Raw genomic sequence first — 14,543 nt, forward strand, 5'->3', positions numbered from 1 at the left:
GGGTTTACTCCTTTCCCTCGATCAATCTCTCTTTACGGCCCGCCATCTCGCGCTGGCGCAAAACGGTGCCGTTGGTCATCATCGGCTCGATGCCAAGGCCGGTCAGGGTCTTGGCCGATTCCTCCATCTCGGCGGCGCGGCGCACGCCATGCGTCACCATCCGCTCGATGTTATAGGCCGCGCGCTTGGCCCAGGGCCAAGCCTTCTCGCTGGCGTCCAGACTGGAGAGCACCTCATCGACCACCCCCGCTTCCTGCGCGGCCAGCATCATTTCGGCGGTCAGCGCCTCGATGCCCTTGACCATGACACTGCGGATCATCTTGATCGCCGATGCCCGGCCCACTTCATCGCCCACGATGCGGATATTGTTGAAACCGGCCTCGCGCAGCATGGCCTCGGCGCGCCCCGCCTCGCGCCCGGCCAGCAGCAGCGGCACATTCAACCGCGCTGGATCGACCGGGGCCAGAACCGCGACATCGACATAGCAACCGCCCGCCGCTTCGATTGCGGCGGCAGCCTCGCGCTTGGTGCCGGGCGCCACAGAATTGCAGTCGGCCCAGATCGCCCCCTTCGGCAGGAATGCTGCGTAATCCTGCGCGGCGGGCAAGGCGCTGTCGGCCGTCACCAGCGAGAGCACCATCGCCCGCCCGGCCAGAGCCTCCTGGGCATCGCGCGCCACCATCAGCCCGTCCTGCGCGGCCAGCGCCAGCCTTTCGGGCCGCACATCCCACACACCGGCGCGGGCATTGCCCCCCGCTCCATCGGCCGCCTCACCCCAGCCGCCCGCGCGGGCAAAGGTGGAGCCTGCCTCGCCATAGCCGATCAGGGATATAGTATGTGACACGTAGGAATCTCCTTATTGCAACAGCCATGCCGCCAAGCCTCGCGCGCGCACCAATCGAAAGGCATCCGTCACCATAAGTTTTTGCAAAGCCCAATCGCTTTGCCCATCGTTCAGCTTTGGCCGGCTCCGCATTCGCGCAGCATCGCCACAAAGGCCTCCTGTGTTGCGGTCGGCCGCCAGCCCGCCCGCGTGGTGATCCCGATGCTGCGTGAAAAGCCTGAGGCAAGGTCACGCGCTGTCAACACACCCGCGTCCAGTTCAACCGAAACCTGCGACCGGCTGAGCAAGGTCAGGCTGTCGCTGTCGAGCAGCAATTGCCGGATCGTCATCACCGACCCGCATTCGATGGCCACACGCGGCGGCTCGGCCCCCAAGGCCCGCAGCATCACCTGCCAATGGCGGCGCAGCGGTGTTTCGGAACCCGGCAAAATCCACGGATAATCAGCCAGTTCCGCCCCCGGCTCGGCAACCTTTTCCAGCGGATGGCCCTTGCGCATCACCAGCACCGGCATGTCGGCAAACACCGCCTCTCCCGCCAGTCCCTCGGCCTCGGCCCCTTCGCGCAAGGCGCCCAGCATGAGGTCGATTTCGCCGTCGCGCAGGGGGCCGGACAATTCGCCATGACTGCCCTCGACCACCATCACGCCCACGCCGGGATATGCGCGAGCGAAACGGCTGATCGCCTCAGGCAGCCAGCGCGCGCGCGACAAAGGCATGGCACCCACGATGATGCGCCCCGCCGCCTTGCCCTGCCATGTGGCGACCTCGGCCAGACCTGCGCGCAATTCGGCCATGGCAAGACCAAAGCCGCGCGCGCGCCGCTGCCCGGTGGGGGTCAGCGCGACATGCTGCCCGCGCCGGTCCACCAGCCTTTGGCCCAGCGCCACTTGCAGATCGGCCACCGCGCGGTGCAGGCTGGCCGAGGACAGGCCAGTCGCCTCGGCCGCCCCGGCATAGCTGCCCGCGCGGGCCAGCGCGAGCAGCGCGCGAAGCTGGGTTCCGGTGACACGCGGGCTGCCGATATGGTCAATCGCGGCCTCAGCGCGCGGGGCCATCAGCAGCGCCGGTTCGGTGGCCGTCATACCTTGCGCGCTGCGTTCAAACAGGGTCACGCCAAGGCTCGCCTCAAGACCAGCGATGGCCTGGGTCAAGGCGGGCTGGGTCAGGTTTACCGCGCGGGCGGCACGCGTCAGACTGCCATGGCGCACCGTGGCGGCCAGCGCGGCAAAATGGCGGATATTGAGCGGGCGATCCCCGATTCCATTTTCGATCATGCCTGCGCGTTTAGCAGAAACTTATGGCCTTGGACAACTTCGCATTGGAGCGTGACGACGCCCCGGCGCATGTCGCATGCCAGCCAACCTATCGACCATCCAGAGAGGATCTTCATGTCTTCCATCGTCGTCCAGAACATCGAGCGCGCACCCCTTGATGTCATCGACGGCCTCGCCGCCTGCGGCGTTGCCACCGTCCACGAAGCGCAAGGCCGCAAGGGCCTGCTGGCCAGCTACATGCGCCCGATCTATCCGCGCGCGCGCATCGCCGGCAGCGCCGTGACGATCAGCGCCGCACCCGGCGACAACTGGATGGTTCATGTCGCCATCGAACAGCTCAAGGAAGGCGACATCCTCGTCCTCGCCCCGACCAGCCCTTGCGAAGACGGCTATTTCGGCGACCTGCTGGCCACCAGCGCGCAGGCGCGCGGCTGCCGGGGCCTCGTCATCGACGCGGGCGTGCGCGACGTGCGCGACCTGACCGACATGAACTTCCCCGTGTGGTCCAAGGCCGTTTACGCCCAGGGCACCGTCAAGAACACGCTGGGCAGCGTCAACGTCCCCATCATCTGCGCCAACCAACTGGTCAACGCGGGCGACGTGATCGTGGCCGATGACGATGGCGTCAGCGTCGTGCGCCGCGAGGAAGCCGCCGAAGTGCTGAAAGCCGCACAGGCCCGCGAGGCCAACGAAGCCGCCAAGCGCGAAAAGCTGGCCGCCGGGGTGCTGGGGCTCGACATCTACAACATGCGTGAGCGGTTGGAGAAGGAAGGCTTGAAGTACGTTTGAGGGTTTGCGGGGGTTTTAAATGCCTCCGGCGGGCCAAGGGACTCGTCCCTTGGCAATCCCGTTAATGGGCGCGCGCCTCGATGGCCGAGGCGGTGTTTTAAGGCAAAGTCATTATTAAAGCCTGCGGCGCGGTGAGGCCAGTGCCATCCGCGCCGCAGGCTTTCAATCCAATGGCCGCGTCCGACGCGCAATGTCGAGCCCTAGACGCAACAAAGACAGTAGTGGGAGCGCGAGGGTCTAGACCCTCGCATCTATAACCTTATAAAAAGGAAACCAACCCCATGCCCACCAACCTCTCCTCTCCCTGTATGTGGATGCGCGGCGGCACCAGCAAGGGCGGCTATTTCCTGAAATCCGACCTGCCTGCGGACACGGCCACGCGCGATGCGTTTCTGCTGGGCGTGATGGGATCGCCCGATCCGGTGCAGATCGACGGCATGGGCGGGGCTGATCCCCTGACCAGCAAGGTGGCCGTGGTCAGCAAATCCGAGCGCCCCGGCATTGACGTCGATTACCTGTTCCTTCAGGTTTTCGTCGATCAGGCGATTGTGACGGACGCGCAGAATTGCGGCAATATTCTGGCGGGCGTGGGACCTTTTGCGCTTGAGCGCGGCCTTGTTGCCCCCACCGGCGACGAAACCCGCGTGGCCATCTTCATGGAAAACACCGGGCAAGTGGCCGTCGCCACGGTCCAGACGCCGGGCGGCGTGGTCAGCTATCAAGGTGATGCCAAAATCGACGGTGTTCCCGGCAGCCACGCCCCCGTCCCGCTTGAGTTCCGCGATACCGCCGGTTCGTCTTGCGGCGCGCTGCTGCCCACCGGCAATACGGTCGATTTGATCAATGGCGTGCGCGTCACGCTGATCGACAACGGCATGCCCTGTGTGGTGTTCAAGGCCGAAGACGTTGGCATCACCGGCTATGAGGACCGCGACTGGCTGGACGCCAACACCGAACTCAAGGCCAGGATCGAAGCGATCCGTCTGGCCGTGGGCGAACGAATGAACCTTGGCGACGTGAAGGAAAAATCCGTCCCCAAGATGATGCTGGTGGCCCCGCCCAAGCATGGCGGCGCGGTCACGGTGCGCAGCTTCATTCCTCATCGCGCCCATGCCACGATCGGCGTGCTGGGCGCCGTGTCGGTGGCCACGGCCTGCCTGCTGCCGGGTTCGCCCGCCGCCGAGGTGGCGCAGATCCCTGAAGGCGCCCGCAAGACCCTGTCGGTCGAGCATCCCACAGGCGAGATGACCTGCGTGCTGGAAACCGACGAGGCGGGCGATGTGAAGACCGCCGCTTTGCTGCGCACCGCGCGTAAACTTTTTGATGGCACCGTCTTCGGTTAAACACCCAAGTTTCAAAGGATTTTCGGATGAGCGAACGTATCATTTCGTGGCACGGCAATCCGTCCCGGCCCACCTATACCCCGCCGCCGGGCGCGATTGACGCGCATTGCCATGTGTTTGGCCCGATGGCGCAATTCCCCTTCAGCCCCAAGGCGAAATATCTGCCCGAAGACGCCGGGCCGGACAAGCTGTTCGCCCTGCGCGACCATCTCGGCTTTTCGCGCAATGTGATCGTTCAGGCCTCGTGCCATGGCACCAACAATGCCGCCACGCTCAACGGCATTGCCGTCTCGGGCGGAAAGGCGCGCGGCGTGGCCGTGGTCGATCCGGCGATCAGCGATGAGGAAATTGCCGCCCTGCATCAAGGCGGGATGCGCGGCATTCGCTTCAACTTCCTCAAGCGCCTTGTCGATGACGCGCCCAAGGACAAGTTCCTTGAAGTTGCCCACCGCCTACCCAAGGATTGGCACATCGTCATCTATTTCGAGGCCGATATCCTCGAAGAAATGCGTCCTTTCATCGCCGCCCTGCCGCGCCTGGTGGTGGTCGATCACATGGGCCGCCCCGATGTGACCCAAGGCCCCGATGGGCCGGACATGAAGGCCTTCCGCAGCCTGCTCGACAGCCGGGATGACATCTGGTTCAAGCCCACCTGCCCGGATCGCCTCGATCTGGCCGCCGGTGATCCGTGGAACAATTTCGCCGATGCCGTGGCGCCGCTGGTGGCCGATTATTCGGACCGCTGCATCTGGGGCACGGATTGGCCGCATCCCAACATGGAAAAGGCGATTCCTGACGACGGCCATATCGTCGACATGATCCCGCGCATCGCGCCCACCGCCGAGCTTCAGCAAAAGCTGCTCGTGACCAATCCGATGCGCCTTTACTGGCCCGAAGAACTCTGATGCCTCAAGGGGAAGGCGGCGCTAAAGCCCCCTTCCCCTTGCTGCGCGCATGGGGCAAAAGACCGCCATGCCGCATTCGCTCCCCGATCTTGAAGCATGGGCCATCTTTGCCAAAGTGGCCGAATGCGGCAGTTTCAGCCGCGCGGGCGAGCAGCTTGGCCTGGCCAAGACCACCGTGTCCAAGGCCGTCACGAGGCTGGAACACAGGATGCGCGCCAGCCTTTTCCACCGCACCACCCGCAAATTGTCGCTGACCGAAACGGGGCGGCTCGCGCTGGAACGCGCGGCGCGCATTCTGATCGACGGCGCGGCGATCGAGGCCGATATTCTCGACGAAGCGGCCACCCCGCGCGGCCTTGTGCGCATCGCCACGATCAGCGCCTTGGGTGTTGAGGTGATTGCGCCGGTCCTGCCTGAATTCCTGAAAGCCAATCCGGAAATCGAGGTTGATCTGGTGCTGACCGAAAACCGGGTCGATCTGGTGGCCGAAGGGTTCGATGCGGCCATTCAGGTGGGTCTCGACGGCGATTCCGCCAGCCTGCGCGCAGTTCGCCTGTCCTCGCTGCGCCGCCCGCTGGTGGGGGCGCCTGAATTGCTTGAACGTTTGGGCATGCCGCGATCGCCGCAGGATCTGGCCCGCTATCCCGCCGTTCTGCCCAGCCACATCGCCAACAGCCACGAATGGCAATTCGCCCGCGGCGAGGAGGACCCTGTGACCGTGCGCGTCAATGGCCGCTATCGTGCCAACCATGCCGATGCGCTGGTGCCCGCGCTGGTGGCCGGGGTGGGGATCGGGCTGATGGCGGAATATTTCGTGTGGGACCATATCCGCGCGGGACGGTTGATCGAATTGCTGCCGGAATGGAGCACGCCGCCCGGCCCGCTCTATCTGATCACGCCGCCGGGCCGTGCGCGCCCCGCGCGGGTGCGCGCGCTGCTCGATTTTCTGCGCCCGCATCTGACCCTGCCCAAGTGGGCCAATGGATACAAAGATTGAACGGCCATTATAGTCAATTGGGAAACACTATTATGCCGCCGTGGCGGATAATCCTTGACGCTGCGCTACACTATAACACAATTGTCAGTATCAGGACGGGTTGCCTATGGCCCGCCCTTGCAAAACTTCCTGTCGGCCCCCGGAAATCCGTCAGGAAGAGGAACGAAAGCTACCCATGACTCAATCCCTTACAAGGCCGCGGGCATCGGCAAAGATGGCCATGGCTTTGACTGTCTCCCTGCTGGCCGGGTCGATGCTGGCCGGTTGTGTCGCCCTGCCCCATGACAAGCCGCAGCTGAAACCCCGTGAGGCCGCCGATCTGGGGCTGAACAATGGCGCGCCCGTCCCGGTGGCGGCCGACTGGTGGCAGGCACTGGGCGATCCTCAGTTGAACCGGATCATGGCCGACGCGCTGGCGGGCAACCCTTCGCTGGACGAGGCCGCCGCAAGGCTGCGTATGGCCCATGGCCTGATCGCCACGGCGCGTTCGGGCCTCCTTCCCCAGGTCTCGGCCGACGCGTCGGCCATGGATCAGCGCCTGTCGAACCGCTATATCTATCCCGCGCCGCTGGGCGGATCGTGGACGTGGATTTCCAACGCGCAGGCCAATCTGGACTGGTCGCTGGATCTGGCCGGGCGGCAAAAGGAACTGGTGCTGGCCGCCAAGGTTTATACCCACGCCAACGAACTGCAATTGGCCGCCGCCCGTGTGACGCTGGCGGGCAATGTTGCGCAGGCCTATGTCAATTTCGCCCGCGCCGAGGAACAGGCCAGGATCGCGCGCGAATTTGTCGCCTCGCGCTCGGCCTCGCTGCGGATCGTGACGGGGCGGCGCGATGCTGGCCTTGGCAATGAATTCGACATTGCCAGCGCGCGCACCCTGCAATCGGAGGCCGAACAGGCGCTGACCCGCGCGCTGGGCGCAAGGGCGCTGGCGGTTCATGCGTTGGCCGCGCTGGTGGGGCGCGGGCCGGATTACGGCGATGGATTGAGCACACCTGTGCTGGCGCTGGACAAGGCACTGCCCGTTCCCGAAATCCTGCCCGCCGACCTGCTGGCGCGCCGGGCCGATCTGCTGGCCGCGCGCGAACAGGTCAAATTGGCCATGGCGGGCGAAAAGATCGCCAAGACCGATTTCTATCCCAACGTCAATCTGCGTGCTTTTGTGGGCGCGCAGGCGCTGGGCATCGGCTCGCTGTTTACGGGCAGCGCGCTGACGGGCGGGTTTGGCCCCGCCATCCATCTGCCGATCTTTTCGGGCGGCGCGATCCGCGCGCAGTATCGTCAGGCCGTGGCAGGCGCCGATATTGCCATTGCCCAGTATAACAAGGCGGTGGTAGGCGCGGTGCGCGAGGCCGCCGATGCGCTTTCGGGCGTGGACACCAACCGGGCGGATGCGCGCCAACAGGCCGAGATCCTCAGCGGTCTGGAAAAGACCGTTTCGCTTGACAAGGTGCGGCTGCAATCGGGTCTCTCGACCAATCTGGATGTGCTCAGCGCAGGCGAACGCCTGCTCTCCGCGCGTCAGGCGCAGGTCGATCTCGCCGCCGATGGGGCCGTCAAACGTATCCAATTGCTGATCGCGCTGGGCGGCGGTTTTGCGCCGATCCCCGATCAGCAGGCGGGCGCGGCCACCCCCGCCCTGGCCAGAAAGTAATCGCCATGAACCAGCAAAACCATTCTTTCGACAAGGACAAGACCGCCGCCATGGCCGACAGCTACAGCCCTCCTTCGGCCAAGAACGCCGCCCGCCGCAAAGGTCTTTTGATGCTGGGCGTGACGGCGCTGGTCGGCGTTGCCGGTTACGGCGCCTATGTGATGATGAGCGCGGCGAGCGAGGAAACCGATGACGCCTATGTCGCGGGCAACATCACCCAGATCACCGCGCGCGACCCCGGCACGGTGATTGCCGTTCATGCCGAAAGCACACAGGCGGTCAAGGCGGGCCAGCCGCTGGTCGATCTGGATCCGGCACTGGCCGATGCGCAACTGGCCGCAGCCGAGGCGGAACTGGCCCGCGCGGCCCGCACAGTCCGCTCGGGCTTTACCAAGGTGGGCACGGCCGATGCCGAAATCGCGCAGGCCGAGGTTCGCCTTGCCGCCGCCAGGAGCGATCTGACCCGCCGTGAAAAGGCTGTCGCCTCAGGCGCCATTTCCGCCGAAGAGGTCGCCCATGCCGGCGAGGCCGTGCGCTTGGCGCAGGCCAATCTGGATCTGGCACGCAGCCACCGGGCGGATGCGGAAAGCACCGTGGGCGGCACCGATGTGGCAGGCAATCCGGCGGTTCTGGCCGCGATCGCGGCGGTCAAGCGCGCAGCCATCGTGCGCTCGCATATGCATCTGGTCTCGCCGGTCGACGGCGTGGTGGCCCAGCGCGCCGCGCAGATGGGCCAGCAGGTCGCCCCCGGTACGCCGCTGATGGCGGTGGTGCCGCTGCGCAAGGTCTGGGTGGACGCCAATTTCCGCGAGACGCAACTGACCGATCTGCGCATCGGGCAAAGCGCAACGCTGCATTCCGACGCCTATGGCAAGAAGGTGGTGTTCCACGGCAAGGTCATCGGCCTGTCGGCCGGTTCGGGCGCGGCCTTCGCGCTGCTGCCCGCGCAAAATGCCAGCGGCAACTGGATCAAGGTGGTCCAGCGCGTGCCCGTGCGCATCGCCCTCGACCCCAAGGAGCTGGACGCCCATCCGTTGCGCCTTGGCCTGTCGGTGACGGTGAAGGTCGATACGTCGCGGGGCACCGGTCAGCCTGTGACCGCGATCCCCGCCGCCGTGCAGGCCAGTGAACCCGTCGATACCGTCAGCCCCGATATCGAGGCGCGCATCCGCCGGATCATCGCGGCCAACGCCGGCCGCTGAAGGCAGAGGTCATGAGCCAATCCCCCTCGCAAGATCTGGACGCGAGCGAATTCGCGGTTGAGGATAACAGCCCCTCGCCCGCAACGCCCCCGCCGCTGCATGGCGCGGCGCTGTTTTCGGCGGCCTTCGCGCTTGCGCTGGGCACCTTTATGCAGGTGCTCGATTCCACCATCGCCAATGTCGCTCTCAACACCATCTCGGGCAATCTGGGCGAGGCGAGCAGCACCGCGACATGGGTGATCACCGCCTTTGCCGTGGCCAATGGCGTGACCGTGCCGTTGACCGGGTGGCTGATGCGGCGCTTTGGCCTGGTCAACACATTCATCGCCTCGGTGGCGCTGTTTACGCTGGCCTCGTTCCTTTGCGGGATCGCGTGGTCGCTGCCCTCGCTGATCCTGTTCCGATTGCTGCAGGGCGCGGTGTCAGGCCCGATGATTCCGGGCAGCCAGGCGCTGCTGCTGGCGATCTTTCCGCCCGAAAAGCGCACCGTGGGCCTGTCGATCTGGTCGATGACGGCGCTGGTCGGACCGGTGCTGGGGCCGATCCTTGGCGGCTATATTTCCGACAATTACCACTGGGGCTGGATCTTCCTCATCAACGTGCCGGTGGGTTTCATCACCGTGGGCGTGCTGATGGCACGGATGCGGGCCTATAACACGCCGCCGGTCAAGCTGCCCTTCGATTGGGGCGGCGTGGCCTTGCTGATGCTGTGGGTTGGCTCGCTTCAGGTCGTGCTCGACCTTGGCAAGGATGAGGACTGGTTCAATTCGACCTTCATCTGCGCGCTGTCGGTGGTGGCGGTGCTGGGCTTCATTGCCTGGCTGATCTGGGAATTGACCGAGGAGCATCCCGCGGTCGATCTGACCCTGTTCAAGAGCCGCAATTTCGCCATCGGCACGCTGTGCTTCTGTCTGGGCTACGGCTTCTTCTTTGCCAGCAACCTGCTGATGCCGCTCTGGCTGCAGACCCAGCAGGGCTATACCGCGACATGGGCGGGGCTGGTGTCGGCGCCTGCGGGCATGGTGGCCTTTTTGCTGGCGCCGTTGGTGGCGCGGGCGGCAGGCACGCTCGATCTGCGCTATGTCGCCACCTATGCGCTGCTGGCCTTTGCATTGTCTTATATGATGCGCACCGGCTTTGCGCCCGATACCGATCTTTGGCATTTCGTGCTGCCCTCGATCGTCCAGGGCACGGCGATGGGCACGTTCTTCATGTCGATGACCACGCTGTCCTTTGACCGGCTGGGGCCGCACCGCATCCCTTCGGCCACGGGCATTTCAAACTTTGCCCGCATCACCGGGGGCGCCTTTGCCGCCTCGATCACCACCACGTTTTGGGATCGACGCGAAATTCTGCACCAGAGCCGTCTGGCCGAAGCAGCCAACAACGGCAATCCGGCCTATGTGCAGGCGATGGACCATTTGCAGACCATCGGCATGAGCAAGGCGCAGGCCACCGGCGCACTGACCGGACAGATGGTCAACCAGTCCTACCTGCTGTCCTCGCTCGACATCTTCTGGTTTGCCGGGATGGGCTGTGTGGCGATGCTGGCGCTGCTCTGGTGTACGCGCAAACCTGCCCGGCCGCAGGGTGGCGTGGTGGTCGTGGACTAAAGAAAAGGCCGGGGCGGTCGATCCACCCCGGCCTTTTTCCTGTCAGGCGGCTTGCCTTATTCGACGTAATGCGCGCTGGTCTTTTCGCGCACTTCCTCGGCCGTAACGCCGGGGGCCAATTCGACCAGCCTGAACGGGCTGTTGTGATCGGGCCGGGCAAACACGGCCAGATCGGTCACGATCATGTCCACCACATTGCGCCCCGTCAGCGGCAGCGTGCAGGCGGGGATGAACTTGGGGCTGCCATCCTTGGCGCAATGCTCCATCACCACGATGATCTTCTTAACGCCCGCGACCAGATCCATCGCGCCGCCCATGCCCTTGATCATCTTGCCGGGGATCATCCAGTTGGCGATGTCGCCGCCCTCGGACACTTCCATCGCGCCAAGGACGGTGAGGTCAATATGGCCGCCACGGATCATGGCAAAGCTCTGCGCGCTGTCGAAATAGGCCGAATGGGGCAGTTCGCTGATCGTCTGCTTGCCAGCATTGATCAGGTCGGCATCTTCCTCGCCCTCATAGGGGAACGGGCCGATGCCCAGCATGCCGTTTTCGCTCTGCAGCGTCACGGTCAGCCCCTCGGGCACGTAATTGGCCACCAGCGTCGGGATGCCGATGCCAAGGTTGACGTAAAAGCCGTCCTGCAACTCACGCGCGGCGCGGGCGGCCATTTCATTGCGATTCCAAGCCATGTTGCTCAGGCCTCCTTCGGACGGGTGGTGCGGAATTCGATCTTCTTGTCATAGCTGCCCAGCACGATGCGCTGGACATAGACACCCGGCAGATGGATCGCGTCGGGGTCCAACTGGCCCGGCTCGACGATTTCCTCGACCTCGACCACCGTGACCTTGCCGGCGGTGGCGGCAGGCACGTTGAAATTGCGCGCCGTCTTGCGGAAGATGACATTGCCGGTGGTGTCCGCCTTCCAGCCCTTCACAATGGCCAGATCGGCAAAGATGCCCTGTTCCAGCACATATTCCTGACCGTCAAAGACCTTGGTTTCCTTGCCCTCGGCCACCAGCGTGCCGACGCCCGTCTTGGTGTAAAAGCCCGGAATGCCCGCGCCGCCCGCACGCAGACGCTCGGCCAAAGTGCCCTGCGGGGTGAATTCCACCTCCAGTTCGCCGGCCAGATATTGCCGCTCGAACTCTTTGTTCTCGCCCACATAGGACGAGATCATCTTCTTCACCTGACGCGTGCGCAACAGCTTGCCGATGCCCTCATTGTCGATGCCCGCATTGTTGCTGGCAAAGGTCAGATCCTTGACCCCGCTGGCCTGAATCGCATCCAGCAACCGTTCCGGAATGCCGCAAAGGCCAAAGCCCCCGCTGGCAATCAGCAGACCATCGCGCAACAACCCGTCCAGCGCGGCTTCTGCGCTGGGATAAACCTTGCTCGCCATACAGCTCCCTCTCTCTCGGGATTGATATGGGGGGACTGTAACGAAGGAAAATGATGTGTTCTAATGATAGTTTTTTTGGGGTATTGATAGAAGATGATAATGTATTGAGATGTGCGAAGAAAGGTGCCTCCGGCGGGTTAAGGGCGGGGGCCCTTAACAATCCCGATACTTTCAATGTCGCGTTACGGGTTCAGCCTTGCGCAACCTCACAGCGCCGCAGGCTGTTAAACCGCTTCGCGGAAAGGCGCGTCGTGGCCAGCCGGACGCAACACCATTAACGGGATTGCAAAGGGCCCCCGCCCTTTGCCCGCCGGAGGCATAAATTGAACCGCATCGCCCTCTACCACCTCGAAACCCTGCTCTGGATCGCGCGCCTCGGCACCTTCGCGGCGGCTGCGGAGAGGCTGAACACCACCCAGCCCACCATCTCGGCCCGCGTACGCGAATTGGAGGCGCAGATCGGCTATCCTTTGTTCCGGCGCGAAGGACGGCGGATGCTGCTGACGGTGCGCGGACGGCAATTGGTGCGCGATACCGAGCCGCTATGGGCTGCGCTGGAACGGACGCTGGCGGCGGACAATCTGGCGGGCGCGCGCGGCGTCGTGCGCATCGGCACCGGCGAGATCGCGGCGGCCTCCTGCCTGCCGGGTTTCGTGGCCGAGATCGAGCGCGACATGCCTGCCGTAACGCTGGACATCACCATCAGCCTGACCGCGCAATTGCTGCAGGATCTGCTGGGCGCGACGAGCGACCTGGTGTTTCTGGCCGGCCCTGCGGCCAGTCCGGGGCTGCAAACCGCCTCAATCGGCGCGGTGGCGCTGCAATGGCTGGCATCGCCCACCACGGCCGCCGCGATGCGCGAGGGCGCGACGCCCCCGCTCTGGTCCCTGCCCCGCCAGTCGCCGCTGCATCAGGTCATGCTTGAAACGCTCTCGGGCGATGCCCTGCCCGCGATCCGCACCTGCAACAATGCCCGGATGCTGATCGACATTATCGCGGCGGGCCAAGGCGTCGCCCTGTTGCCCGAAACCATGACGCGCGAAGCGGTGGCGGGCGGGCGCCTGCAAGAAGTCTGGCCACGGCCCGCACGCGGCATCGAATTTCAGGCCGCCATCCGGGCAGAGGAGAGCGATCCGCTGGTGCTGGAACTGTTCAAGCGGGCGGCAGAGTTGCGGATTGATCCCCGGTAAGGGCAGTTTGCCCGCCGGAGGCATAACCCCCGCGAAAACCTAAACCGCCCGCACCATCACCGACACCGAGGCCATGCCATTATCGACAGCCTCAGGCTTATCAATCCGCACCCGCGCCCAGAGCACCGATCCCATGCCCAGACAGGCCTCACCCAACTGCCGGGCAAAGCTCTCAATGAGGTCGATATGGGTGCGCGCCAGCCTTTCCGCCGCCGCGCCGATGTCGCGATAGTCGACGGTCTGGTCGAGCCGCTCGATCGCGCCCACACCAAGGCCCAGCTCGACATAAATGACCAACGGTTGGCGCCGCCCGATTTCGCCATGGTTGACGCCGACGGCCGCCATCACCTCGAAACCCGAAAGGCGCACGACCGTTTCGGCCACCTCATGGCCCGCAACGGGTGCGGGGCGCAGAGAGATCACACTGTCCATACACCCCGCCTCCCGTATCAGCCCGGAAAGACCACCGTGCGGTGGCCGTTGAGGAACACGCGATCCTCCAGATGCGCCTTGACCGCCTCGGCCAGCACGCGGCGTTCGATGTCGCGGCCCTTGCGGACAAGGTCTTCGGGCGCATGGGCGTGGCTGATGCTGCCCACGTCCTGCGCGATGATCGGGCCTTCGTCGAGGTCGGCGGTCACGTAATGGGCCGTTGCGCCGATCATCTTGACCCCGCGTTCATAGGCCTGATGATAGGGCTTGGCGCCCTTGAAGCCGGGCAGGAACGAGTGGTGGATATTGATGCAGCGGCCCGACAGGAAGCTTGCCAAATCATCGCTCAGGATCTGCATATACCGCGCCAGCACCACCAGATCGGCCCCCGTTTCGGTCACGATGGCCTTGATCTGCGCCTCTTGTTGCGCCTTCGTGTCCTTGGTGATCGGCAAGTGATAGAAGGGCAGATCGCCGATCAGGCTGGTGGTGATGAACTTGCGGTCATGGTTGCAGATGATCGCCACCACATCCATGTCGATCTCGCCGATGCGCCAGCGATAGAGCAGATCGCCGAGGCAATGGTCGAATTTGCTGACCATCAGCACGACCTTCTGCTTTTCGCCATGGACGCGCAGACGCCAGTCCATCGCGTGTTCGGCGGCCAGATCGCCGAAATGGGCGCGCCATTCCTCGGCCGTATCGCCCTGGGGCAAGGCAAAGATCACGCGCATAAAAAAGCGGTCGGTCAGGCGGTCATTGAACTGCTGGGCATCGAGAATATTGCCGCCGCGTCCCGCCAGATAGCCCGCCACCTTGGCCACAAGGCCGGGCTTGTCCGCGCAGGACAGGCTCAGCGTACAAACAGTGTCGTGGTCAGACGTGGTCACTTGGA

Annotated in this window: 14 protein-coding genes; 8 read left to right on the forward strand and 6 right to left on the reverse strand. The window is 64.5% G+C overall.

What is annotated here, in order from left to right:
* Positions 1-4 precede the first annotated feature (4 nt).
* Together PQ457_RS10905 and PQ457_RS10910 are read right to left on the reverse strand one after the other, a co-directional pair.
* The gene (locus tag PQ457_RS10905; protein ID WP_273616894.1) at positions 5-844 is read right to left on the reverse strand and encodes an NAD(P)-dependent oxidoreductase; all 840 of its coding nucleotides are present in this window, start codon (positions 842-844) and stop codon (positions 5-7) included.
* A 110-nt stretch (positions 845-954) separates the two neighbouring features.
* Positions 955-2,118 (reverse strand): LysR family transcriptional regulator, encoded by a 1,164-nt coding sequence (locus PQ457_RS10910; protein WP_273616895.1) that lies wholly within the window; start codon positions 2,116-2,118, stop codon positions 955-957.
* A 114-nt stretch (positions 2,119-2,232) separates the two neighbouring features.
* Here PQ457_RS10910 and ligK point away from each other — a divergent pair, with 114 nt between their 5' ends.
* From ligK to PQ457_RS10945, 7 genes are all read left to right on the forward strand, one after another.
* Positions 2,233-2,907 (forward strand): 4-carboxy-4-hydroxy-2-oxoadipate aldolase/oxaloacetate decarboxylase, encoded by a 675-nt coding sequence (gene ligK / locus PQ457_RS10915; RefSeq protein WP_273616896.1) that lies wholly within the window; start codon positions 2,233-2,235, stop codon positions 2,905-2,907.
* Between the two features lie 281 nt (positions 2,908-3,188).
* Complete coding sequence (locus tag PQ457_RS10920) at positions 3,189-4,250, forward strand: 4-oxalomesaconate tautomerase (RefSeq protein WP_273616897.1); 1,062 nt, start codon at positions 3,189-3,191, stop codon at positions 4,248-4,250.
* 26 nt (positions 4,251-4,276) lie between these two features.
* Positions 4,277-5,155: an amidohydrolase family protein gene (locus tag PQ457_RS10925; protein WP_273616898.1), complete on the forward strand. Its 879-nt coding sequence runs from the start codon at positions 4,277-4,279 to the stop codon at positions 5,153-5,155.
* Between the two features lie 67 nt (positions 5,156-5,222).
* A complete protein-coding gene (locus PQ457_RS10930; RefSeq protein WP_273616899.1) occupies positions 5,223-6,152 on the forward strand; it encodes a LysR family transcriptional regulator in 930 nt (309 codons plus the stop codon).
* Between the two features lie 220 nt (positions 6,153-6,372).
* Positions 6,373-7,809, forward strand: coding sequence for an efflux transporter outer membrane subunit (locus PQ457_RS10935; protein WP_273616900.1), 1,437 nt, complete (start codon positions 6,373-6,375; stop codon positions 7,807-7,809).
* A 5-nt stretch (positions 7,810-7,814) separates the two neighbouring features.
* Positions 7,815-9,011, forward strand: coding sequence for an HlyD/EmrA/EmrK family protein (locus PQ457_RS10940; protein WP_273616901.1), 1,197 nt, complete (start codon positions 7,815-7,817; stop codon positions 9,009-9,011).
* A gap of 11 nt (positions 9,012-9,022) precedes the next feature.
* The gene (locus PQ457_RS10945; protein WP_273616902.1) at positions 9,023-10,624 is read left to right on the forward strand and encodes a DHA2 family efflux MFS transporter permease subunit; all 1,602 of its coding nucleotides are present in this window, start codon (positions 9,023-9,025) and stop codon (positions 10,622-10,624) included.
* Positions 10,625-10,680: 56 nt separating this feature from the next.
* Here PQ457_RS10945 and PQ457_RS10950 read toward each other — a convergent pair whose 3' ends face one another.
* Together PQ457_RS10950 and PQ457_RS10955 are read right to left on the reverse strand one after the other, a co-directional pair.
* Positions 10,681-11,316, reverse strand: a complete 636-nt coding sequence (locus PQ457_RS10950; protein ID WP_273616903.1) for a CoA transferase subunit B — start codon at positions 11,314-11,316, stop codon at positions 10,681-10,683.
* Between the two features lie 5 nt (positions 11,317-11,321).
* The gene (locus tag PQ457_RS10955; protein WP_273616904.1) at positions 11,322-12,026 is read right to left on the reverse strand and encodes a CoA transferase subunit A; all 705 of its coding nucleotides are present in this window, start codon (positions 12,024-12,026) and stop codon (positions 11,322-11,324) included.
* Positions 12,027-12,349: 323 nt separating this feature from the next.
* Between PQ457_RS10955 and PQ457_RS10960 the strand changes: the two genes are divergently transcribed.
* Positions 12,350-13,216: a LysR family transcriptional regulator gene (locus tag PQ457_RS10960; RefSeq protein WP_273616905.1), complete on the forward strand. Its 867-nt coding sequence runs from the start codon at positions 12,350-12,352 to the stop codon at positions 13,214-13,216.
* A gap of 39 nt (positions 13,217-13,255) precedes the next feature.
* Here the strand turns inward: PQ457_RS10960 and PQ457_RS10965 are convergent, their stop codons facing one another.
* Both PQ457_RS10965 and purU read right to left on the reverse strand, forming a co-directional pair.
* Positions 13,256-13,648 (reverse strand): dihydroneopterin aldolase, encoded by a 393-nt coding sequence (locus PQ457_RS10965; RefSeq protein WP_273616906.1) that lies wholly within the window; start codon positions 13,646-13,648, stop codon positions 13,256-13,258.
* Between the two features lie 17 nt (positions 13,649-13,665).
* Positions 13,666-14,538 carry a formyltetrahydrofolate deformylase gene (purU, locus tag PQ457_RS10970; RefSeq protein WP_273616907.1) on the reverse strand — a complete coding sequence of 291 codons (873 nt, stop codon included), beginning with the start codon at positions 14,536-14,538 and terminating at the stop codon, positions 13,666-13,668.
* Positions 14,539-14,543 lie beyond the last annotated feature (5 nt).

The organism is Novosphingobium humi, assembly GCF_028607105.1.
In the GTDB taxonomy this organism is placed as follows: domain Bacteria; phylum Pseudomonadota; class Alphaproteobacteria; order Sphingomonadales; family Sphingomonadaceae; genus Novosphingobium; species Novosphingobium humi.